General features: G+C 62.4%; 16 protein-coding genes. 7 read left to right on the forward strand and 9 right to left on the reverse strand.

What is annotated here, in order from left to right; genetic code table 11:
* The first annotated feature begins 218 nt into the window (after positions 1–218).
* Positions 219–1,619, forward strand: coding sequence for a purine-cytosine permease family protein (locus tag HU719_RS20115; protein ID WP_186537000.1), 1,401 nt, complete (start codon positions 219–221; stop codon positions 1,617–1,619).
* A 148-nt stretch (positions 1,620–1,767) separates the two neighbouring features.
* On the opposite strand, the gene HU719_RS20120 is transcribed toward HU719_RS20115, so the two are convergent.
* Positions 1,768–3,393, reverse strand: a complete 1,626-nt coding sequence (locus tag HU719_RS20120; protein WP_186536999.1) for a methyl-accepting chemotaxis protein — start codon at positions 3,391–3,393, stop codon at positions 1,768–1,770.
* A 379-nt stretch (positions 3,394–3,772) separates the two neighbouring features.
* Between HU719_RS20120 and HU719_RS20125 the strand changes: the two genes are divergently transcribed.
* Both HU719_RS20125 and HU719_RS20130 read left to right on the forward strand, forming a co-directional pair.
* The gene (locus HU719_RS20125; protein ID WP_186536998.1) at positions 3,773–4,405 is read left to right on the forward strand and encodes a LysE family translocator; all 633 of its coding nucleotides are present in this window, start codon (positions 3,773–3,775) and stop codon (positions 4,403–4,405) included.
* A 111-nt stretch (positions 4,406–4,516) separates the two neighbouring features.
* Entirely contained in the window at positions 4,517–6,691 is a 2,175-nt protein-coding gene (locus tag HU719_RS20130) for a response regulator (RefSeq protein WP_186536997.1), read from the forward strand.
* A 3-nt stretch (positions 6,692–6,694) separates the two neighbouring features.
* On the opposite strand, the gene pbpG is transcribed toward HU719_RS20130, so the two are convergent.
* Positions 6,695–7,621 carry a D-alanyl-D-alanine endopeptidase gene (gene pbpG, locus HU719_RS20135; protein ID WP_186520688.1) on the reverse strand — a complete coding sequence of 309 codons (927 nt, stop codon included), beginning with the start codon at positions 7,619–7,621 and terminating at the stop codon, positions 6,695–6,697.
* Between the two features lie 360 nt (positions 7,622–7,981).
* Positions 7,982–8,344, reverse strand: coding sequence for a hypothetical protein (locus HU719_RS20140; RefSeq protein ID WP_186536996.1), 363 nt, complete (start codon positions 8,342–8,344; stop codon positions 7,982–7,984).
* Positions 8,345–8,508: 164 nt separating this feature from the next.
* On the opposite strand from HU719_RS20140, the gene HU719_RS20145 reads away from it, so the two are divergent.
* Entirely contained in the window at positions 8,509–9,330 is an 822-nt protein-coding gene (locus HU719_RS20145; protein WP_186536995.1) for a shikimate 5-dehydrogenase, read from the forward strand.
* Positions 9,331–9,337: 7 nt separating this feature from the next.
* On the opposite strand, the gene HU719_RS20150 is transcribed toward HU719_RS20145, so the two are convergent.
* From HU719_RS20150 to HU719_RS20160, 3 genes are all read right to left on the reverse strand, one after another.
* The gene (locus HU719_RS20150; RefSeq protein ID WP_186536994.1) at positions 9,338–9,580 is read right to left on the reverse strand and encodes a hypothetical protein; all 243 of its coding nucleotides are present in this window, start codon (positions 9,578–9,580) and stop codon (positions 9,338–9,340) included.
* A 95-nt stretch (positions 9,581–9,675) separates the two neighbouring features.
* On the reverse strand, positions 9,676–10,203 hold the full coding sequence (gene gloA, locus HU719_RS20155; RefSeq protein ID WP_186520692.1) for a lactoylglutathione lyase: 528 nt from the start codon (positions 10,201–10,203) through the stop codon (positions 9,676–9,678).
* 202 nt (positions 10,204–10,405) lie between these two features.
* Positions 10,406–10,768 carry a histone-like nucleoid-structuring protein, MvaT/MvaU family gene (locus HU719_RS20160; RefSeq protein ID WP_186520693.1) on the reverse strand — a complete coding sequence of 121 codons (363 nt, stop codon included), beginning with the start codon at positions 10,766–10,768 and terminating at the stop codon, positions 10,406–10,408.
* A gap of 396 nt (positions 10,769–11,164) precedes the next feature.
* On the opposite strand from HU719_RS20160, the gene cobF reads away from it, so the two are divergent.
* Both cobF and HU719_RS20170 read left to right on the forward strand, forming a co-directional pair.
* Complete coding sequence (gene cobF, locus HU719_RS20165; RefSeq protein ID WP_186537427.1) at positions 11,165–11,914, forward strand: precorrin-6A synthase (deacetylating); 750 nt, start codon at positions 11,165–11,167, stop codon at positions 11,912–11,914.
* Between the two features lie 221 nt (positions 11,915–12,135).
* Positions 12,136–13,707 carry a TerC family protein gene (locus tag HU719_RS20170; protein ID WP_186520696.1) on the forward strand — a complete coding sequence of 524 codons (1,572 nt, stop codon included), beginning with the start codon at positions 12,136–12,138 and terminating at the stop codon, positions 13,705–13,707.
* Here the strand turns inward: HU719_RS20170 and rarD are convergent.
* Together rarD and HU719_RS20180 are read right to left on the reverse strand one after the other, a co-directional pair.
* The gene (gene rarD, locus HU719_RS20175; protein ID WP_186537426.1) at positions 13,670–14,557 is read right to left on the reverse strand and encodes an EamA family transporter RarD; all 888 of its coding nucleotides are present in this window, start codon (positions 14,555–14,557) and stop codon (positions 13,670–13,672) included. The genes HU719_RS20170 and rarD overlap by 38 nt on opposite strands.
* A 33-nt stretch (positions 14,558–14,590) precedes the next feature.
* Positions 14,591–16,177, reverse strand: a complete 1,587-nt coding sequence (locus HU719_RS20180; RefSeq protein WP_186537425.1) for an EAL domain-containing protein — start codon at positions 16,175–16,177, stop codon at positions 14,591–14,593.
* Between the two features lie 307 nt (positions 16,178–16,484).
* Here HU719_RS20180 and hppD point away from each other — a divergent pair, with 307 nt between their 5' ends.
* Entirely contained in the window at positions 16,485–17,561 is a 1,077-nt protein-coding gene (gene hppD / locus HU719_RS20185; RefSeq protein WP_186537424.1) for a 4-hydroxyphenylpyruvate dioxygenase, read from the forward strand.
* A gap of 356 nt (positions 17,562–17,917) precedes the next feature.
* Here hppD and HU719_RS20190 read toward each other — a convergent pair whose 3' ends face one another.
* The gene (locus tag HU719_RS20190; RefSeq protein ID WP_186536006.1) at positions 17,918–22,090 is read right to left on the reverse strand and encodes an autotransporter domain-containing protein; all 4,173 of its coding nucleotides are present in this window, start codon (positions 22,088–22,090) and stop codon (positions 17,918–17,920) included.
* Positions 22,091–22,167: the final 77 nt, after the last annotated feature.

Below are 22,167 nucleotides of genomic sequence, written 5' to 3' on the forward strand. Positions count from 1 at the left end.
TCCAAATACACGATGAACGGCTGCAGGCCACGAATACCGGGGCTTTCAGCGCAAAGACGTTTGGTTGGGCTGGCTGCGGAAACGGATCAGCTAGCGTTTTTTAATACGGAGCAGTGTTGTCAAAAACTTGGAATACCATAATATGGTCTTCAGCTGAGAGGCCGCCCTGGATGCGGTTTCCTTACAACGATAAAAACGACCTTTCGAGCTGAATTCCTATGTCTCAACCGTCTTCGCAGCACCAGTTTGTCGAGAATCACACGGTCGATTACGTGCCACCTGCCGAGCGCCACGGGAAGGCGCGCGACCTGTTCACCCTCTGGTTCAGTACCAACATCGCGCCGCTGCCCATCGTCACGGGGGCCATGGTGGTGCAGGTGTTTCACCTGAATTTGCTGTGGGGCTTGGTGGCCATTGTGATTGGCCACCTGCTGGGGGGCGTGGTCATCGCCCTGGCCTCGGCACAGGGGCCGCAGTTAGGGATCCCGCAGATGGTCCAGAGCCGTGGCCAGTTCGGGCGCTACGGGGCGCTGCTGATCGTGTTTTTCACAGCGCTTATCTATGTTGGCTTCTTCATCTCCAACATCGTGCTGGCCGGCAAGTCGATCCATGGCATTGCCCCGGGCGTGCCGATGCCTAGCGCCATCGTGATCGGCGCCTTGAGCGCCACTGCCATTGGCGTGATCGGCTACCGCTTTATCCATACCTTGAACCGCATTGGCACCTGGGTGATGGGTTCGGCGCTGCTGGCCGGCTTCATCATGATGTTTGTCCAGGACCTGCCGGCTGACTTCTATACCCGTGGGGCGTTCAACCTGTCGGGCTTCGTTGCCACGGTTTCGCTGGGCGTTATCTGGCAGATCAGCTTTTCGCCGTACACCTCTGACTACTCACGCTACCTGCCGCGTGAAATCGGCATCGCCAAGCCGTTCTGGGCTACGTACTTCGGCGCAACCCTGGGCACCATCCTGTGCTTCAGCTTTGGTGCGATAGCGGTGTTGTGCGTGCCGCAGGGCACCGATGCCATGGCCGCGGTCAAGCAGGCCACCGGCTGGCTGGGGCCGATCCTGATGGTGTTGTTCCTGCTTAACATCATCAGCCACAACGCCCTTAACCTGTATGGGGCGGTGCTGTCGATCGTCACGGCCATCCAGACCTTCGCCGCGCAGTGGACGCCCAGCATCAAGGTGCGTGTGGTGTTGGCTGCGATCATTCTGCTGGGCTGCGGCATGGTTGCGCTCAATGCCTCGGCGGACTTCATCGGCCAGTTCATCGGCCTGATCCTGGCGCTGCTGCTGGTACTGGTGCCGTGGGCATCGATCAACCTGGTGGATTTCTACCTGATCAAGAAGGGCGAGTACGACATTGCGTCGATCTTCCGGGCTGACGGCGGCATCTACGGTCGTTTCAACCACCACGCGATCATCGCCTACGCCTGCGGCATCCTGGTGCAGTTGCCGTTCGCCAACACGTCACTGTATGTGGGGCCGTATTCGAACATCGTTGAAGGGGCTGACCTTTCGTGGCTGTTCGGGCTGCTGGTGACTGTGCCGCTGTATTATTGCCTGGCTACGCGCAGCAAGCCGCTCAAGGTGGGTAGGCCCGTTGCGGTGAAGTAGTGGGCCAAGCGATGCCGTTTCACTCGGTCAGTGCAGGAGCGGCCTTGTGCCGCGAAAGGGCTGCGAAGCAGCCCCAACGTTTGTTCACCACGCTGATATCTCCGGGGCTGCTACGCAGCCCTTTCGCGGTGGTTTCAGCATCTGCAGATCAAACCTTGAACTGCGCCACCATGCCGTTCAGTTCAACCGCCAGGCGCGACAGGTCCTGGGCTGCGGCGCTGGTCTGGTTCGCCCCCGCCGAGGTCTGCATCGCCAGGTCGCGGATGTTGACCAGGTTGCGATCCACTTCACGCGCCACTTGCGCCTGTTCTTCCGAGGCACTGGCAATGACCAGGTTGCGCTGGTTGATCGAGGCGATGGCCTCGGCAATCAACTCCAGCGCCTCGCCTGCGCCTTGCGCCACTTCCAGGGTGCCGCTGGCGCGGCCTTGGCTGCTGTGCATGGCGCTGACGGCACGCTCGGTGCCGGTCTGGATGCCACCGATCATTTGCTCGATCTCGGCAGTCGATTCCTGCGTACGGTGGGCCAGCGCACGAACCTCGTCGGCAACCACGGCAAAACCACGGCCAGCCTCGCCCGCACGGGCAGCTTCGATGGCAGCGTTGAGCGCCAGCAGGTTGGTCTGCCCGGCAATCGAGCCGATTACATCAAGCACACGGCTGATCTCGTTGGCGCTGGTGGCCAGTTGTTCGATTTCGCCAGAGGTGCCTGTCACGTCATTGACCAGCAACTGAATCGAGCTCAGCGCTTGGTTGACGCGCTCGCGGCCATCGCGGGTGGTCTGGTCGGCGCCCTTAGAGGCGTCGGCAGTGCTTACTGCGTTGTTGGCGACTTCTTCGACGGCGGCAGTCATCTGGTTGACTGCGGTAGCCGCCTGGTCGATCTCGGCACTTTGCTGGTGCAGGCCGCGGCTGGTGTCTTCGGTGACGCTATGCAGCTCTTCGGACGCCGATGCCAATTGGTCGGAGGAGGCGGCGATCTTGCGGATGGTGTCGCGCAGGTTGCCCTGCATGCGGCTCAGCGAGCGCAGCAGCATGCCCGGCTCGTCACGGCCGCTCACTGCGATTTCCTGGGTCAGGTCGCCAGTGGCCACGCGCTCGGCAACGGCAACGGCGTCGGCCAGCGGCACGACGATGCTGCGGGTCAGCAGCGTGGCGATGGCAGCCAGGGCGAGCAGGATAACGGCCAACGACACGATGATCACGCCGAACGCCTCGTCGGCCACATCGCTGCTGCGTTGGGATGCGTCTTCGGCACCTTCGCCGTTGTAGCTGATGAGTGCGCTCATGGCTTTCATCATGGTGTCGGCAAGCTGCGTGAGGGGGCCGCTGATCTTGGCTTTGGCATCGGGAATGCGGCCGGCGGCGATGTCTTTGACCACGTCCTGTTGCAGGACATAGTAGTTGTCATAAGCAGCCTTGAAGGTATCGAACAGGGCCCGGCTCTGCTCGCCGACTACGGTCTGCTCATAGTCTTTGAGGCCTTGCTTGAGCTCCTCGTTGACGCGCCCGAGCAGGGCGATATTACGGTCGCGCTCGGTGGTGTCGTCGTCCATGGCGCTGCGCAGTGCGACTGCACGGGCACGGCCCAGGTTGGTGCTGATTTCGCTGAGCGTGATGACCGCAGGTACCCAAGTCTCTCGGATTTCGTCGGTGGCGCTGTCCATGCGCTTGGTCTCGTACAGCGCCAGTAAGCCCATGGTCAGCACCAGGACGCCCAGCAGTGCAAACACGCTGGCAGCCCTTGAACCGATTTTCATATTCCGTAATTGCATGAGTGCTCCTTGACGGTGTGCGTTGCAGGCGTCAAGAGCATGGTCGTGAGGGCTGGCGATGGTGCCAGGCTCTCGATGCGCTGCGAAATTAGGTTGGTCCTCACCCGGTGTTGTATTTTTGACGCCAATAATGGCACGGTGCCGGTATGGTTGACCAGACGTTCAATGTAACAACTCGTACATACAATTCCGTCACAATTTGACGGAACTGTCAGCTTTGAATGCGTGAGGCGGCGGCGCTGTTGGGGTACACCGTTTTTGGAGCGCTGTTGAGTTGGCAGGGCTTCGGAAAATTAATTGTCGCGCAAGGTTTCGCTCTTTTAACTCTGCAATTTGCGGATACACTCGGTCGCACTTCCCCCTCACATGGATGTGTCTGATGCCGGAATTCGCCAACCTGACGGCCTTCGCCTTGATTTGCCTGGGCATGGTGCTGACCCCTGGGCCGAACATGGTTTACCTGATCTCGCGCTCTATCTGCCAAGGGCGCGGCGCCGGGCTGATTTCGCTCGGTGGCGTGGCGTTGGGCTTCGTCATTTACATGGTGTGTGCGGCGCTGGGCATTACCGCATTGGTGATGGCGGTGCCGTTGGCGTATGACACCCTGCGCATCGCCGGGGCGCTGTACCTGCTGTACCTGGCCTGGCAGGCGCTGCGCCCGGGTGGCCGCTCGCCGTTCCAGGTTCGTGACTTGCCCGCCGACAGCCCGCGGCGCCTGTTTGCCATGGGTTTGCTGACCAGCCTACTCAACCCGAAAATCGCAGTCATGTACCTGTCGCTGATGCCACAGTTCATTGAGCCCGGCCATGGCAGCGTGCTGGCCCAGTCATTGGCGCTGGGCTGCACACAGATCGTCATCAGCGTCACGGTCAACGCGCTGATTGCAACGATGGCCGGCTCCATCGCGGTATTTCTCGGCGGTCGGCCGGTGTGGCAGCAAGTGCAACGCTGGTTGATGGGGACCGTACTGGCAGGCCTTGCCGTGCGCATGCTGACCGAAGCCCGACGGTAAACCCCCCATCCGGTACAAAGTCTGAAAGCCAGTGGAACATCTGCCTGCGGTCGATTTCATATCCAGTGATGGATGGCAATCTGACCGGGGCCACTGATGGTTTTGCAGCACATGAAATCAGTCCAGCACACAGGTTCACGCAGCGGCATTCCAACGTTCTTCAACACGGGCGGGGCGGTTTGTGGCTTGCTGCAAAATATGGACTGGAGCGCCTCGCCGCTAGGCGATCCACAGGGCTGGTCGGCGGGACTGAAAGCGGTGATGACCACGCTGTTGCCGGCCCAGGCGCAAATTGTGCTGTTCTGGGGGCCGCAGTATGCCGCGCTGTACAACGATGCCTATGCGCCCAGCATCGGCCACAAACACCCGCATGCCTTAGGCCAGCCAGCGCATATCCATTGGCGTGAACTGTGGGACGATCTGGAGCCGCTACTGCGTGGCGTGCGTGAAACCGGCCAGACCTTTTCCGCGCAAAACCGGCCTTTCTACATAGAGCGTCACGGCCTGGGTGAAACGGTCTATTTCGATGTGTCCTATTCCGCCGTGCGCGAAGCCGACGACACCGTAGGCGGCGTATTGTGCATCGTCAATGAAACCACTGAGCGCGTGCGTTTTCAGCGCCGCCAGGCGTTTTTGCTCGAGCTTGGGCAGACCTTGCCAAGGCTCGGCGCCGCCGAGCGCATCGGCGACCACGCGGCGCGCCGGCTCGCCGAAGAGCTGGGCGCGGCACGGGTGTGTTTCGGCGAGGACCTGGGCGAAGGCCAGAAGGTGCGTATTGCTCATGAGTGGGCGGCCGACACCCCGTCCATCTTGGGCGATCACAGCTACGCAAGCTTTGACCCGACCCTTTACGACGTGCTCAAAACCGGTCAACAGGCGCGCCGTAATTACGCCGAAGACGAACCGCGCTCGCCGGCGCTGCAGGGCTTGGGCGGTGTGCTGCATGTGCCGGTAATGCGCGCCGACCGGCTTGAAGCAATGCTGGCCGTGCACTACAAGCAGCCCCGCTTGTTCGTCGAAGACGAGTGCCTGCTGGTTGAAGAAACCGCCAAGCAGGTGTGGGCCGCCATTACCCATGCCCGTGCCGAGCGCGCTTTGCACATGCTCAACGAGCGGCTTGAGGAGCGGGTGGCGGACATGCTCGCCCAGCGCGAGGCGTCCATGCTACAGCTGCATGAAGCGCGCAAGATGGAGATGATCGGCCAGCTTACCGGCGGCATCGCCCACGATCTGAACAACATGCTTACGCCGATCATTGCCTCGCTGGAGTTGGTCCGTCGGCAGTCGGACAAAGAGCGCACCGTGCGCCTGATCGATGGTGGCCTGCAGGCGGCCGAGCGGGCGCGCAACCTGGTTGGGCGCCTGCTCAGCTTCGCCCGGCGTCAGACCCTGAAACCACAACCCGTGGCGCTGGCGCTGCTGGTCGAAGAGATGCACGAACTGATGGCCCGCTCACTGGGCCCGACCGTCAGCCTGCAAGTGTGTATCGACCCGGCATTGCCAGCGGTGCTGGTCGACCCGCACCAGCTGGAGCTGGCACTGCTCAACCTGGTGATCAATGCCCGCGACGCCATGCCCGAAGGGGGCAAGCTGACTATCGCTGCTGGGCTGGATGGTGATGGGCCGGCGCTGCCGGAGGGGCTGGTGGCGGGCAAGCAAGTGTGGCTGCAGGTGGCTGACAGTGGCGGCGGCATGAGCGATGAAGTGCTCGGGCGCTGTATCGAGCCGTTCTATTCCACCAAAGGCGTTGGCAAGGGCAGCGGGTTGGGCCTACCCATGGTGCAAGGCTTGGCGGTGCAGTCCGGTGGCGGCTTTGCCATCTGCTCGCGGGTCGGCGAAGGCACTGAAGCGACGCTTTGGCTGCCGACCAGCGCGACCGGGCTGCCCAGCTCCGAACCATCGCCGGTGCAGGCCCCCAGGGCACAAGGCCCGATAAAGGTGCTGCTGGTGGATGACGAGGCATTGGTGCGCCAGGCGACGCTTTTGCAGTTGCGTGACTTGGGCTACGAAGTGGTCGAGGCCGACTGCGCCGCGCGGGCGCTGGCGCTGGTGGAGCAGGGTTGGGTGCCGGACGTGCTGGTGACCGACCACGTCATGACTGAGATGACCGGCGTACGCTTTGCCCAGCGCCTGCGTGAACGGATGGCTGGCTTGCCGGTGCTGATCATCACCGGCTACGCCAACCTGACCCCGCGCGAGCTGCACGGGTTCGAAGTGCTACGCAAGCCGTTCCGCCAGGATGAACTGGCGCAAAGCCTTGCGCACCTGCTCGCCCAGAAAGGCTAGGCTTCAGTCTTGAGCCACCCGCGTACCTTTTTGACGGTCGGTCTTGTATTGCATGGCCACCGCAGGTGCAGGCTTGGCGCTGCCGGTTTCAAGCCATTGGCGCATGCGGCTGGCATCGGCAAAGTGGGTGTACTTGCCGAACGCATCGAGAATCACCATCGCTACCGGCCGGTTGTCCATTTTGGTCAACAGCACCAGGCAGTGACCGGCTTCGTTGGTAAAACCGGTCTTGGTCAGCTTGATGTCCCAGTTGCTTTTGTTCACCAGGTGGTCGGTGTTACGGAAGCCCAAGGTGTAGTTGGGCTTGCGGAACGCTACAGTTTTTTCGCGGGTAGTCGACAGCTCGCTGAGCATTGGGTACTTGCGCGAAGCCATCAGCAGCTTGGCCAAATCCTGGGCGGTGGACACGTTCAGGGTCGACAGGCCCGTGGGCTCGACGTAACGGGTACGCGTCATGCCCAGGCTGCGGGCCTTGGCATTCATCGCCTTGATGAACGCGCCGTAGCCGCCTGGGTAGTAGTTGGCCAAGGTGTTGGCGGCGCGGTTTTCGGAGGACATCAAGGTGATCAGCAGGGTCTCGCGGCGGTTCAGCTCACTGCCCAGCCGCACCCGCGAATACACGCCTTTCATTTCGGGGTTGTTGGCGATGGTCATGCTGAGCATTTCGTCCATGGGCAGCTTGGCGTCGAGCACCACCATTGCCGTCATCAGCTTGGTCACCGAGGCGATGGGGCGCACGCGGTCCGCGTGGCTGGCGTACAGCTCCTTGTTGGTGCTGAGGTCGATCAACAGGGCGCTGCCGGACGCCAGGTGCAATTTACTGGGGTCGCGTTGGGCCTGGGCCGGGGGTTGTGCAGCAGCGGTCGACGGGAGGGTCGCAGTACCTGTGAGCAACAGCAGCAGGCTGAGGATGGACAGGGTAGTTTTCACGTTGAGGCTCACTAAATGGTGGTATGTCGTTGGCTGTGCAAGGGTTTTCCCCCAAAAACCGGTGCATTCTGGAGTATGGCCCAGCGCCTGTCGATTGCTCGTTGATGGGCGTCGTCGATATGAAAAAAGCTTCATGCTGGATCGGTTCCGCAGCAACCGTTCGTCGTTTTGGCAGGCAAAAAAAGCCCGCCGAGTAGGCGGGCGAACAAAGGGCGTAGGGAGCACCCACAACAACAGATTCGGGGTTGCCAACAACCGCTGCGGCGGCTGCGTTGAACATGGCGCCCACTTTAAAGCGCAGGCGCCATGCGGTGAAATCGATGCCTTCGATAGTGGTCATTGATTTCTTTGTGGTCCGCCTCACCAGCGCGGCGGGCCGTAGTAGCCAGGGGGTGGGCCGTAGTAGCGGTGATAGACCGGCGGCGGCGCGGGTACATAGCGTTCCACGACATACGGCTGTGGCTGGTAGTACACCGGCGGTGGCGGCGGCTGTACGTAAACCGGTTGTTGCACATACACCGGCTGCTGCACATAAACCGGCGGTTGTTCGACGTACACCGTGCGGTCACGCCCGCCGCTGACGGCAGCACCCACCACGGCACCCACCACAGCGGCGCCAATCACCGGGCCTGGGCCACCCCAGCGCCCACCGTGGGCAGCCGCCGGGCCGCTGATGGCCAGTGCGCCGACCAGCAGGGCGATTCCAGGGATGAGACGATTCATGATCATTCCTCGCAAGACAGCCCCACGTTCGGGGCCTGATTACTATGACCGCGCCCAGCGTCAACTGCGCACAGGGCAACGGTAAAGGTTGTGTAAGGGGCGACCGGCGGTTGCCTCTGGTACGCTGGGGTCAAACGCTTCAGCCGTTACATGAGGAACAGCAGATGAGTATCAGCCCCAGCCGGGACACGGTCCTGTGCATTTCATTGGCCGGGCGCCCCGGCACCTTCGGCGTGCGCTTCCACAACCACCTGTATCAACAGCTTGGGCTCGATTACTACTACAAGGCCATGACCACCCAGGACTTGCCCGCAGCCGTGTCTGGCATCCGGGCGCTGGGCATTCGCGGTTGCGGGGTATCGATGCCATACAAGGAGGCGTGCATGGCGTTGGTCGATGAAATCGACCCTTCCGCAGCGGCCATCGAGTCGGTGAATACGCTGGTCAATACCCATGGCCACCTCAAGGCCTACAACACCGACTATCTGGCGGTGCGCCAACTGCTGGCACAGCGCCAAGTCGATCCGGCCACGGCGTTTGCCCTGCGCGGCAGCGGCGGCATGGCCAAGGCGGTGGCCAGTGCCCTGCGCGACGCAGGCTTCACTGCGGGCACCATTATTGCCCGCAATGAGCAGGCCGGCCGCCAACTGGCTGATACGTGTGGTTATCGCTGGTTGCCAGACCTCGGTGACTTGGCGCCGCCCATGCTGATCAACGTCACCCCGATCGGCATGGCAGGTGGCCCAGAGGCGGATCAGTTGCCGTTTGCCGATACAGCGATAGAAGCGGCCGAGTGGATATTCGATGTGGTGGCCATGCCGGCGCGCACGCCGTTCATCCAGCGCGCCGAGGCGTTGGGCAAGCCGGTGATCACCGGGCTTGAAGTCATTGCCTTGCAGGCGCTGGAGCAATTCGTGCTGTACACCGGCGTACGCCCCAACCGCGAGCAGGTTGACGCAGCGGTAGCGTACGCACGGCAGATTTGAGAGCGCCTCAGCCCTGGGCGGGCGCTTGATCCAGTTGCCGATCGACCAGCGCCCGGCCATGTGCTAACGACACCCGCTGGGCGTTGTCCAGGTCACTGAAGAATTTCATCGGCATCGACATGCGCTTGCTGGTGTGGCCATGCGGATCGGTGATCAGGCAACCGGCGGCATAGGGCAGGGGAGAGTCAGGGTGTGGCATCACGCTGGCGGTGATGGTGTGGTCGCGGTACTCACAGTGCAGGGATTGCATCGTCCTTACCTCGCTGTGGCTTGGAAGGGGAGTTACCTTCGTATACCACGGCGTGGGGCCGCAGGGGCGCGGCCCGACGAACGTATGGGCTGAGGTTAGCCCTTCAGCTCGCTCGGCTGGATCACTTCTACCCAATAGCCGTCCGGGTCCTTGATGAACGCCAGGTGGTTCATGCGGCCGTCCTGCAGGCGCTTCTGGAAGGGCACACCGAGCGCCTCGAAGCGGGCGCAGGCTTCACGCACGTCAGGTACCGAAACGCAGATGTGGCCAAAGCCGCGTGGGTCGCTGTTGCCGTTATGGTAGGCAAACTCGGGGTCGTTTTCGCTGCCATGGTTGTGGGTCAGTTCCAGCACGCCAGGGATCGACTTCATCCACTGGTGGCGTGCAGCGTCGTCGGCAGGGATCTGCGCGGGGTCTACCAGGGCCAGGAAGTACAGGCTGAAGGCGGCCTCCGGGAAATCGCGCTTGTCGACCAGGCGAAAGCCCAGGACGCGGGTGTAGAAGTCCAGCGACTTGCTGATGTCCTTGACCCGCAGCATGGTGTGGTTGAACACGAACTGTGCAGTCGCGGTGTCTGGCTGGGCGGTGACGCCGGGCAGGCTATTGAGGTCTTGCAGGCTCATGGGTACTCCAGAATCAGGCTTAAAACAGATGGACCATGATACGGAAGTGAGCCTTGCGCGCAAATGAAAACGCCCTGCACGAGGGCAGGGCGTTGGAATTAGAGGCCCGCGTGTGCGGGCGCGTGATGGGGTCGCTAGTCCGTTAGCTGGGTTTATAGTGATACAGCCCTTGTGAAAAAACTGTGAACTTCATGTCGAGGTTTCATCCACGTACCCAGCTTTCCACTTTTTGTGCGCCGTACTGCTGTTTCCAGGCTTTCAAACCGCGGTGGTTACCGCCTTTGGTCTCGATCCGCTCACCCGTGTGTGGGTTCTCGTAAACCTTGACCACGCGTGCGCGCCGTTGCTGTTTGGCCGCAGGTGCCGGGGCTCGGCTGGTGGCCTTGGGGTCGAGGATGGCGATGATCTCGCGCAGGCCCTTGTCGTACTGTTTCATCAGCGCGACGAGTTTTTTCTCGAACTCGATCTCACGCTTGAGCCCGGCGTCGTTCTTCAGGGTTTCAAGTTGTGCCATCTGTTCCTGGAGCGCTTTTTCAGCGGCACGAAATTCTGCAAGTCTGGACACTGTGAGTACTCCTGAAAGTCTGCGTGGCATGGCGTGACGAACATCGGTAATTGCGTTTAACGTTAACCACGGGTGGGGGACTGCTGTTCGTTGAGGGTCAGTGTAGTAGCCACTTGCAATAGGGTAAACCGCAAACCCAAGTTTGTTTGTACGGAACTTTTACTGTTTCCTGCACGTTGTTTCAGTTGCCATTGAGCGCAAGCGTGCGCCGTGCTCCGCTGGGCCCGACGCGCTGCCACCAGCCGCCGCATTCTGCGCAGCGGTGCGTGCGATATGGAAAATTCGGGTTATCTTCAGGTATAACTTCGTGCTGTTCGGATCGGGGCCAGCCCCTTTGCCGTTAGCGCTTTCAAGTTGGCGTCTGCGGCAAACATCCGGAAAACAATGAGGCCCTGCATGAAACAACTATTGTTGATTGGCATTGGCCCAGGTGACCCTCGGCAGGTGACCTACGAGGCTGTAGAGGCCATGCAGCGCGCAACGGTGTTCTTCGTCCTCGACAAGGGCGCAGCCAAGAACGAACTGCTGCAATTGCGCAAGACGATCCTCGCCCGCTATGTGCCCCAAGGCGACTATCGGCTGATACAGGTGCAAGACCCGCAGCGCGATGCCGATGCGCCAGATTACGCCGGCGCGGTTAACGCCTGGCATCAGCAGCGCGCTGCATTGTACGCGCGGTTGCTGGAGCAGGAGCTCGCCCCAGGCGATATCGGTGCTTTCCTGCTGTGGGGCGAGCCTGCGCTGTACGACAGCACCTTGCGCATTCTCGATCGGGTGCGCGCAGGCGGGGTCGCACTGGCGCTGACGGTGATTCCGGGCATCAGCAGCGTGCAGGCGCTGGCGGCACGCCATCAAGTGCCGCTGAACCGCATCGGCGAACCGTTGACGATCCTTCCCGCACGGCGCCTCGCCGAGCTTGAGTCGGTGGACAACGTGGTGGTGATGCTCGATGGCCACTGTGCCTTTGCCGCATTGGATGACCCTGGCCTGCACATCTACTGGGGCGCGTATATCGGCAGTCCCGATGAAGTGCTGATCAGCGGTCCGCTGCAGGCGGTGAAGGCGCGCATCGTGCAAGTGCGCGAGCAACTGCGACAGCGCAATGGCTGGATCATGGATACCTATCTACTACGCCGCGGGGTTTGACGCGGCGGCTGCGCGCTGTACCCGGCAGCAGGTGCCCAAGGCACCTGCTACAGGTTTTGTAATATTTTCCCGCTGTGAGGAAAACCTGCTTCGATTGTAGGATCACCTTCCCAAATTTCTATCCAGGTACACATGAGCACCTTTTCGGAGCCCCCCAGTTTCTGGCCGTTCTGGCCATCCTCCCCGCGTCTGCGTGACGCATTCCCAGTGAGTACCCGCTAATGGAATGGCTAGCCGACCCCACGGCCTGGCTGGGCCTGTTGACGTTGATCGTCCTCGAGCTGGTGCTGGGCATCGATAACCTGGTGTTCATCGCCATTCTGGCTGACAAGCTGCCACCCCATCAGCGCGACCGAGCGCGGATCATCGGCCTGTCGCTGGCGCTGATCATGCGCCTGGGCCTGCTGGCGAGCATTTCGTGGATGGTGACGCTGACCGCGCCGCTGTTCGAGGTGTTCGACAAGAGCTTCTCTGGCCGCGACCTGATCATGCTGTTCGGTGGTGTGTTCCTGTTGTTCAAGGCCACCATGGAGTTGCACGAGCGTTTGGAAGGCCATGCGGCGCAATCCACAGGCGCTGTCCGCCATTCAGCGTTCTGGCCTATCGTTGCGCAGATTGTGGTGCTCGATGCGGTGTTCTCGCTGGATGCGGTGATAACCGCCGTGGGCATGGTCGAGCACCTGTCGATCATGATGATCGCGGTGATCTTCTCCATCGGCATCATGATCGTGGCCAGCAAGCCGCTGACCCGTTTCGTCAACGAACACCCCACAGTCATCATGCTGTGCCTGGGCTTTTTGATGATGATCGGCTTCAGCCTGACCGCAGAAGGCCTGGGCTTCCATATCCCCAAAGGCTACCTGTATGCGGCCATTGGCTTCTCGCTGTTGATCGAGCTGTTCAACCAACTGGCCCGGGCTCGACGCAAGCGCAGCGTGCAGCAGCATCGGCCGCTGCGTGAGCGTACCGCGCATGCCGTGCTGCGCCTGATGGGCGGGCGCCGTGTCGAGGCGGATGAGGTGGGCGAGGAAATTGCCGACCTGGTCGAAGGCGGTGGCGAACAGGTGCTGTTCGACCGGCGCGAGCGGGTGATGATCAGCGGCGTGCTGAACCTGGCCGAGCGCCCGATTCGCACGGTAATGACTGCGCGTACCGACGTTGACGTGATCGACCTGTCGCAGCCGACCGAGGCCATCACCCAGGTGCTGGTCAACTCGCCTTACTCGCGCTTGCCCTTGCTGCGCGATGGCCACAGCGACGAACCGCTGGGCTTCGTGCACAAGAAGGAGCTGCTCAAGGAGCTGTTGGCCGGCAACACGCCGGACCTGGAAACCTTGGCCCGCACGCCGCTGAACCTGCTGGAGAGCTTCAGCATTCTCAACGCGCTGGAGCAGATGCGCGGGCAGTCGACGCACATTGCGTTCGTGGTCAACGAGTTCGGTGATTTCACCGGCATGCTGACCATGACTGACATCCTGGAGTCGATTGCCGGCGAGCTACCTGATGCCAGCGAGGTCGAAGGCCCAGGTGTAGTCGAAGAGGAGGGCGGGTTCGTGGTCAGCGGCGCGCTCAACCTTGCCCAGGTGCAGGCGCGCACCGGCTTTGTCGCCCGAGCCACCGAGGACTACCAGACCCTCGCGGGCCTGGTGATGAGCCTGCTCGACCGCCTGCCGATCATCGGTGACCGCCTGGCCTGGAACGGCTGGACCTTGACCGTGGTTGCCGTGGAGGAGCGCCGGGTACGCCAGGTGCGCCTTACACAGGGCGCCGACGTTGACGCAGCAGGTGCCTGAAGCCTTCAAGCACCAGCACCAGCACCGCGGCCCAGATTGGCAGATACGTCAGCCACTGGTCCGCGGCGATGGTTTCACCCAGCAGCAGCGAGACGGCCACCAGCAACACTGGCTCGACGTAGCTGAGCAGGCCGAACAGGCTGAACGGCAGCATGCGGCTGGCCAGCACGTAGGCAATCAAGGCGCCTGCGCTGATCGCCCCGAGCAGCGGGATCAGCCCGTACAAGCCTGGGTGCTGGGCCACGTCGGCGGCTGACAGCGGCCCCTGAATGACAAAGTACAGCGCCCACGGCAACAGCAGGGTCATGTCGCACCACAGCCCGCCAAGGTGGTCGGTGCGGCAGCGGCGGCGCAACACGAAGTAGATCGGGTAGCCGATCATTACTACCAGGGTTTCCCAGGCAAAACTGCCGTGCTGATACAGCTCGTGGCCAACCCCTGTGGCCGCACAGGCGACCGCCACGGTCTGCATGCGGGATAGCCGCTCGCCATACACCAGCCGCCCGGTCAGCACCATGGTCAGCGGCAGCAGGAAATACCCCATCGAGACTTCCAGGCTGCGCCCGTGCAGCGGCGCCCACAGGAACAGCCACAACTGCACGCCCATCAGCCAGGACGTACCAAGCATGCCCAACAACAGGATGCGGTTCTGCCGCACCCGCCCGAGCAGCTCGCCAACCCGCTTCCAGTCTTTGGACACCAGCATGAACAGCGTCAGGCACGGCAAGGTCAGCAGCGTGCGCCAACCGAAGATCTCCTCGCCATCGAGCGGGGCCAGGAATGAGGTGTAGTAATACATCACAGCGAACAAACAGGACGCCATGACGGATGTCGCAATGCCTTTTGACACGAATGCCTCGAAAACCGGAAGTGAGCGGATGGGTCAGCCGCGCATGATCTCAGGGGGCGCAGTATGCGGCAACCGGGCACTGCCTGGGCGTGCTGCAAGCGCCAGCAACAGTTCGTCCAGCGGCATCGGCCGGGCGAACAGGTAACCTTGCTGGAAGTCCACCTTGTAGCGCGCCAGGTAGTCGCGCTGCACCGCGGTTTCGACGCCTTCGGCGACAATCCCCAGGGCCAGCTTGCCCGACAGCTCGATGATGCTGTCGAGAATGTGCTGCGACAGCGCGTCACCGCCGATCATGGCGACAAAGCTCTGGTCGATCTTCAGGTAGTCGACCTTGAACTGGCGCAGGTAGTTGAGGCTGGACTGGCCGGTACCGAAGTCATCCAGCGCAATCATTACCCCTATGTCGTGGAGTTTTTCGAACAGCTCAAGGGTGATGGGCGTCGGCTCGATCAGCTTGCGTTCCGTCAGTTCAAGGGTGAGCACCACGCGCCCTGGCGCAAAGTGCTGAAGGAAGGTTCGGCAGTCATCGAGCAGGCCCAGGCTGCGGCAGTGGTCGGCGGTAATATTGATGGCAACATGGAAACCGTCTTCAAGCAGCGCGGCATGCGGCGCCAGGGCCTGGGCGGTGTTGAGCATCAGGGCGCGGGTCATGGCGACGATCTGCCCGCTGTGCTCGGCATAGGGGATGAACAGGTCGGGCCGCACCAAGCCTTCGCGCGGGTGCCGCCAGCGCATCAGCACCTCGACCCCGGCCCAGCGGTAATCACCCTGGCGCACCACCGGCTGGAAGTAGGGCAGAAATTCCCCGGCCTGCAGCGCCCGGTCAAGCTCGGCGCGCGGCGAATTGGCGCGGCGGATCTGCCAGCGGCACGCAGCCCCCGCCAGCGCGCCAAGCATCAACAGCAGGCCAAGCATCGCCGGGTAGCGCGCGAGGAATAATTCGCCAGCCTTGCCTGCGGCGTAGCCTGCATGGACGCTGAACGGGTAGCGGCTGGAACTCACGGTGACCGGCGCGCTGTCGGCAATCGGCGGGGTGCCGTTGTGCACCCGGCCCTCGCTGCCCATCCAATGGTCGCCCACTTGCACCTGAAGCTGCACATCCTTGCCGATCAGGCGCAAGGCGCTCAGCAGGTGGCGCCCGTCTACCGTGGTAATTGCGCCACGCGAGCCTTGGCTGGCGCGATACACCATGAGGGCCTGGCCTGGCGTGACGGTGTTGCCGTCCATCAGCCACAGCTTGCCATCGGTGTAGTCGCGGGCATGCACCGGCTCGTCGAAATCGCCATACAGCGACGAGCAATACAGCGTGTTGTGGTCGAACAGGTTGGTCGAGCGCACGAAGGGGTTGCGCGTGACCTCGATGCGCAGCGCCAACTGCACGTCGCTGCAGGGCTGCCCGGCCTTGGGCAGCAACTGCTCGGCGGCTGCGGCCAGGCTGTCGAGGATGGTTTCGATGTGCCGGCTCACCTCCAGCGCAGTCGCCTGGCTTGCGCTGCGCATTTCGCGCCCGGTCTGCCAGTTCATGACCGCAAGGCCACCTAACAGCGGAATGACAGCCACCGCCCAGGGCAACAGGGTACGCCAGCTCCAGCGGGCAGGGCGGTGACGGGTAAGGGGCATGGCAGGCTAACCTGTAAAAGCGGCTCGGTTCGCTAAGGATAGCCGTTTGTCGGGGAAGCCTTGTAACTAGAGCGCGACAAAGCAATTTACGCCCTGTAGAATCGGGTTACGAATAAAACAATAAGGCCCCTCGGTATTCGATGGGCCAAGCCTGCCTGGAAGGTCTCCATGACAAACCCTGGGTCCAAGCTGATCATTGGCGCCTACCTCGCCAGAAGCGTGCGCGGCATCCCCTGTTCACCCCCTGTGCAAGACGGCATCGCAACTGCTCGATAACCGTTTTTTTTGCAGCACAGAGGACACGAACATGGCAGATATCTTTGAAAACCCGATGGGCCTCGAAGGCTTTGAATTCATCGAATTCGCATCGCCCACCCCAGGCGTGCTGGAACCTGTTTTCCAGATCCTCGGTTTCACCAAAGTGGCAACCCACCGCTCCAAGGATGTACACCTGTATCGCCAGGGCGGCATCAACCTCATTCTGAACAACGAACCTAAAAGCATCGCTTCGTACTTTGCCGCCGAGCATGGCCCGTCGGTATGCGGCATGGCGTTCCGCGTGCGCAACGCCCACGAAGCCTATGCCCGCGCGCTGGAACTGGGCGCACAGCCGGTCGAAATCGAAACCGGCCCTATGGAGCTGCGCCTGCCCGCAATCAAAGGTATCGGTGGTGCGCCGCTGTACCTGATCGACAGGTTCGAGGAAGGCAGCTCGATCTACGACATCGACTTCAACTTCATCGAGGGCGTTGATCGCAACCCGGTCGGTGCGGGCCTGAAGATCATCGATCACCTGACCCACAACGTGTACCGTGGGCGCATGACCTACTGGGCCGGCTTCTACGAAAAACTGTTCAACTTCCGCGAAATCCGCTACTTCGACATCAAGGGCGAGTACACCGGCCTGACCTCCAGGGCCATGACGGCCCCAGATGGCATGATCCGTATTCCGCTCAACGAAGAGTCGTCCAAGGGCGCCGGGCAGATCGAAGAGTTCCTCATGCAGTTCAACGGCGAAGGCATCCAGCACGTGGCCTTCCTCACCGATGACCTGCTCAAGACCTGGGATGCCCTGAAGGGCATCGGCATGCGCTTCATGACCCCGCCACCGCAAACTTACTACGAGATGCTCGAAGAGCGTCTGCCAGGCCATGGCGAGCCGGTCGACCAGTTGCAGGCGCGCGGTATTCTGCTCGACGGTGCTTCTGAGTCGGGCGACAAGCGTCTGCTGCTGCAGATTTTCTCCGAAACCTTGCTGGGGCCGGTGTTCTTCGAGTTCATCCAGCGCAAGGGTGACGATGGCTTTGGTGAAGGCAACTTCAAGGCGCTGTTCGAGTCGATCGAGCGCGACCAGGTACGTCGTGGGGTGTTGAACGTCGAGTAAGCCGCGTCGGGCCTCATCGCAGGCTAGCGCCAGCTCTCATAGAACAACCGCTAACTATCTGATTTACATGGATAACGTGGGAGCGGGCTTGCCCCGCGATAGCGATAGCAATGCCAACATCGCATCGCGGGGCAAGCCCGCTCCCACGGTGCCCAGTTCTCTGCGCGACAGCGCAGCCCGGAAGGGCTGGGTGATCTCCCACAGGGTCTGGGTCAATCCACAATATCGAGGCTGGACAAATTAACTGTGGTAGCCGGCGATAGCCTGCGATGGGGCCATCACAGGCGTGCTCAGGCGCAACCCTAATACCTCCAAAGGCAAGGCCCCCGAAGGGGCCGTCCCGCAAAGCTTGCGGATCAGAACTTGCCGTCCAGCCCAATGCGGAACATCTCATTGCGCTCGTTGGTGCCCAGCGCAGTCTTGTAGGAAACCCCCACACGCCAACTCCGGCCAAGGCTCAAGTCCAGCCCGGTATCCAGGTCCATGAAATTGGTGTCTAGCGGGTCTGGCGACAACCGGTACGTCACCCCGTCATTGCCCTGGTCTGCATACCGCATCCGGTAATCCTGGTTACGGCTGAAGTTGTGGCCCCAGGCCAGCCCGACCCGCGGCGTCAGCATGCCAAGCCGGGTTTCGATGTCGTATCCAGAGCGCACACCGACGAACGAGGTGAAGTAACGCAGCGTCTGCTCCTCGTAAGCCAGTGCCAACTCACCCCCGCCGCGCTCGCGGTAGGCATCGAGCCGGGTAAAGCTGCTGTTGACCCGCGCATAGGGCGCAAGCGACAACGCCCCGTGGCGATATTCGTAGCTTGCGGTGAGCGAGGCGAATAACTGGTCAGCATCGCGCGAGCCCTTGGCGTAGCCATTGGAGGGGTCTTCGGTCACGTAGCGGCGCGAATCGAAGCTGATCCGGTTGTAGCCCAGCAGCGCGTCGACATACACCTGCGACAGTGGGTTGACGCTCAGGTAGGCCGCCAGCCCCAGGGCATCGCCATCGCTACGCGAGTCATGCTCGCCGATGTCCGCGCGGTCGTTGCCGTAGCCAAAGCCCACGCCTACCACCGTCCTCGGCGACAGCCGGTAGTCCACGCCGGCGCTCAGGCCAAAGGTGGTAAAGCTGTTGTCCTGGGCGCCGCGAGCGCGGTTGGAGCCGGTGTTGACGAAGCCATCGGTCCAGTAGGCCAGTGCGTCTTCCCGGCACTCACCGGTGGTTGCGCGTGAGCTGTCCTTGTCCTGGCGACGTTTTTCATCGTCATCCGCATCGCGGCCCTTGCCGTTGCCTTCAAGCTCGTCGCGCAAGGCCCTGCCTAGCCCGCCAAGGCTGACATCTTCACGGCCGTGGCGCACGCTGGCATTGAACGAATTACGGTCGCAGGTGGGGCGGTGCAGTTGCTCCAGGCGGCGGTTGAAGTTGTCCATCTGCGTGCTGGCAAAGCGCTCGGCGGCGCGCGACTGCGCGTTCAGCAGGCCGATTACCTCCGGGTCTTTGGAGGGGTCGGGGCGCGATTGCACGGCAAAGGTGATGAAGCTGGCCACTGCGCCGCCGGCATTGCTCAGGCTGAAGGACACCACCGCAGCACCGGTAAACGCCGCGGCCGGGGTGAAGCTCAGGGTGAACGGGCCGGTCATGCGCGCGGTACCGGCCGAAGGCGGGCTGACTGACAACAGCGTCGCGCTGGTGAATGGGCCGCCGGTCGCGCCACGGGTAAGGTCCACGGTGGCACTTTGGCCGGCAACCACCGTTTCGCTGCTCGGCGGTACTACGACTGCCTGGGATTGCACCTGCAAGGTGTAGTTGCCGCTGCCGGTCGCACTGTTGCTATCGGTGGCGGTGATGGTGAAGCTGCTGGTGGCTGCGGTGGTCGGGGTGCCGCTTAGCATGCCGCTGGCAGCGTTGAGGCTCAGCCCGGGCGGCAGTGCACCACTGGTCACCGCGAAGGTGTAGGGCGTCGCACCGCCGCTGACAGTGAACGCCTGGGTGTAGGCAGTATTCAGGCTGGCATCCGGCAGGCTGGCGCTGGCGGGGGAAAGCGCCAAGGTTGGGGCCGTGACCGTAACGGTGACCATAGCTGGCGCAGATGTACCGCCTGGGCCGGTTGCGGTATAGCTGAAGCTGTCGCTGCCCGAAAAGCCTGGTGCGGGGGTATAGGTGATGGTGGTGCCGCTCGCCGAGGCTGTGCCATGGGTGGCAGTGCTGCTGATGGCCACGCTGGTGGTTGCGCCGCCGCTCAAGTTCAGGGTTACCGGGGTGGCCGAACTGTTGGCCGCCACCGTGGCGCTGGTCGAGCCTGCCACTGGCGCCGTGTTGCTCACCGTCCCTGAGTAAGACCTGGATGCCGTGAAGCCGTTGTCATCTGTGGCCGTTACGTTAAACGAGTAAGCCCCGGCTGTGGTGGGCGTCCCTGAAACGGTCGAGCCGCTCAGCGTCAACCCAGCCGGTAGTGTACCCGCAGTGATGGCGTAACCGTAAGGGGCCGCACCTCCGCTGGTGCCTAGGACTTGGTTGTAGCTTGTGCCGACAAGAGGAGCAGGCATTGTCGTCGGGCTTATAGAAAGGCTGGGGGCGGCGATTGTCATGTTGTAGATCTGACTGCCTGACGTGCTGTTGGCGTCGGTTGCTGTCACCATGAAGCTGAATGTCCCAGGTGCAATCGGGGTTCCACTCAACGCGCCGTTGCTTGCAAGGGTCAACCCCGTGGGCAACGCGCCTGCGCTGACTGCATAGCTGTAGCCACCGCTACCACCGCTCGCTGTCAGGGTTTGGCTGTATGCGTTGGCGTAGTTTGGGGTGGGCAGGGCACTCGGGCTGATGGTCACGCTCGGCGCTGCTACCGTCATCGTGTAGGCCCGACTTCCGCTGACGCCGTTGCCGTCAGTTGCGGTCACGGTGAAGTTGAAACTGCCGCCTGCTGTCGGGGTGCCGCTCAGGGCGCCACTGCTGGCAAGGGTCAAACCGGTGGGGAGTGAGCCTGCATTGACCGTATAGCTATAGCTACCGTTGCCCCCGCTGGTCGTCAGGTTCTGGCTGTAGGGGGTGATATAGCTTGGGTTGGGCAAGGAGACTGGGCTGATTGTCAGGGTTGGCGCACTGACTGTGATGCTCACTGTCGCCGGTGCCGAGGTACCGCTGCTGTTGGTGGCGGTGTAGGTGAAGGAGTCAGTGCCCGAATACCCGGGGTTGGGGGTGTAGGTGATCGACGTGCCGTTGGCTGTCGCGGTGCCATTGCTTGCGGCGCTGGCGACTGCAACGCTGGTGGCGGGGCCGCCGCTGAGGTTCAGCGTCACCGGGTTGCTGCCGGTGTTGGCGGCTACCGTCAAGCTCAACCCGCCAGCCACAGGTGGTGCGACGTAGGTAAAGGCATTGGTCAGCGTGGCTGTGCCGCCTGCAATAGTGGCAACGATGTTGACGGTGCCGGCAGCATGGGCCGGGGTGATTACCGTGACAGATGTCGGGCTGTTGACGGTCACCGCAGCGGCGGCATTACCGCCAAAGCTGACTGCCGTAGTGCCAGTGAGGTTGGTGCCGGTAAGGGTCACGCTAGTCCCGCCTGCGCTGGGGCCGGTGTTCGGGTTGGCTGCGCTCAACGTCGGTGGCGGCGTTACGTAGGTGTAGGCCGCAGCCAGCGAGGTGTTGCCGCCAGGGGTGGTGATGCTGACCGCAACAGCGCCGGCAGCATGGGCGGGGGTAGTGACTGTCACCGATGTACTGGAGTTGACCACCAGCCCGGTTGCGGCAACGCCGTCAAAGGTAACGGCCGTTGCTCCGGAGAGGTTGGTACCGGTCAGGGTCACGCTGGTGCCGCCTGCGGTGCTGCCGCTGTTGGGGTTGATACTGCTCAGGGTTGGCGCTGGGGTGACATAGGTATAGGCATTGGTCAGGGTGAATGTGCCCCCGGGCGTGGTGACGGTCACGTTGCTCGCACCCGCGGCATTTGCCGGTGTTGTCGCCGTGATGGTGGTGGCATTGACCACGATGATGTTTGTGGCGGCTGTGCCACCAATGGTGACCGCTGTGGCGCCGCTGAGGTTGGTACCGGTCAGGGTCACGCTGGTACCGCCTGCCGTGCTGCCGCTAGGGGGGCTGATGCCGGTGAGCGTCGGAGTGGCACTCGCCCCCACCTGCAGGGTGTAGGAGCCCACGTCGGCATCGAAATTATCATCAGCCACCGAGATGATTAAAGTGTAAGTCCCGGCAACGGTCGGGGTGCCCGACAGGGTGGTAGTGGTGCTGCCGGGTGACTCTGCGAGGGTCAGCCCCGCGGGCAGGCATCGCCGACTGGGGGTGTAGGAGGGGTCGTTCAGGTCGCACTCGTACCAGCCAGCGATGATGACGCCCCCAGTCGAGGCGGTGAAGCTTGTAGTGTATGGCTGGTTCAGAGCTGCCGGAGGCAGCGTACTGTTTTTGGCAGGGCTGACCAGGCTTGGCACGGCCTGGGCCTCGGCCGACAGCAGCGCGGCCAGGGTCAACAGGCACAGGGCCAGGAAAGAGCGGGCCCAATGGGCCATGAATGGGGTCGGTGCGTTCATGCTGCATCCTGCCGATGGACGATCACGCAGCACGTGTCGTTCGACGTGAATCGGGGACGCTTCGGGCGATGCCGAGC

Source organism: Pseudomonas farsensis, assembly GCF_014268805.2.
GTDB lineage: Bacteria > Pseudomonadota > Gammaproteobacteria > Pseudomonadales > Pseudomonadaceae > Aquipseudomonas > Aquipseudomonas farsensis.

Excerpts from the sequence above, each read along its gene's own strand:
- HU719_RS20120 (WP_186536999.1), bottom strand. The coding sequence starts at position 3,393 with ATGCAATTACGGAATATGAAAATCGGTTCAAGGGCTGCCAGCGTGTTT.
- HU719_RS20180 (WP_186537425.1), bottom strand. The coding sequence starts at position 16,177 with ATGCCCCTTACCCGTCACCGCCCTGCCCGCTGGAGCTGGCGTACCCTG.
- hppD (WP_186537424.1), top strand. The coding sequence starts at position 16,485 with ATGGCAGATATCTTTGAAAACCCGATGGGCCTCGAAGGCTTTGAATTC.
- HU719_RS20190 (WP_186536006.1), bottom strand. The coding sequence starts at position 22,090 with ATGAACGCACCGACCCCATTCATGGCCCATTGGGCCCGCTCTTTCCTG.
- HU719_RS20145 (WP_186536995.1), top strand. The coding sequence starts at position 8,509 with ATGAGTATCAGCCCCAGCCGGGACACGGTCCTGTGCATTTCATTGGCC.
- HU719_RS20170 (WP_186520696.1), top strand. The coding sequence starts at position 12,136 with ATGGAATGGCTAGCCGACCCCACGGCCTGGCTGGGCCTGTTGACGTTG.
- HU719_RS20140 (WP_186536996.1), bottom strand. The coding sequence starts at position 8,344 with ATGAATCGTCTCATCCCTGGAATCGCCCTGCTGGTCGGCGCACTGGCC.
- HU719_RS20115 (WP_186537000.1), top strand. The coding sequence starts at position 219 with ATGTCTCAACCGTCTTCGCAGCACCAGTTTGTCGAGAATCACACGGTC.
- HU719_RS20130 (WP_186536997.1), top strand. The coding sequence starts at position 4,517 with ATGAAATCAGTCCAGCACACAGGTTCACGCAGCGGCATTCCAACGTTC.
- gloA (WP_186520692.1), bottom strand. The coding sequence starts at position 10,203 with ATGAGCCTGCAAGACCTCAATAGCCTGCCCGGCGTCACCGCCCAGCCA.
- HU719_RS20150 (WP_186536994.1), bottom strand. The coding sequence starts at position 9,580 with ATGCAATCCCTGCACTGTGAGTACCGCGACCACACCATCACCGCCAGC.
- cobF (WP_186537427.1), top strand. The coding sequence starts at position 11,165 with ATGAAACAACTATTGTTGATTGGCATTGGCCCAGGTGACCCTCGGCAG.
- HU719_RS20125 (WP_186536998.1), top strand. The coding sequence starts at position 3,773 with ATGCCGGAATTCGCCAACCTGACGGCCTTCGCCTTGATTTGCCTGGGC.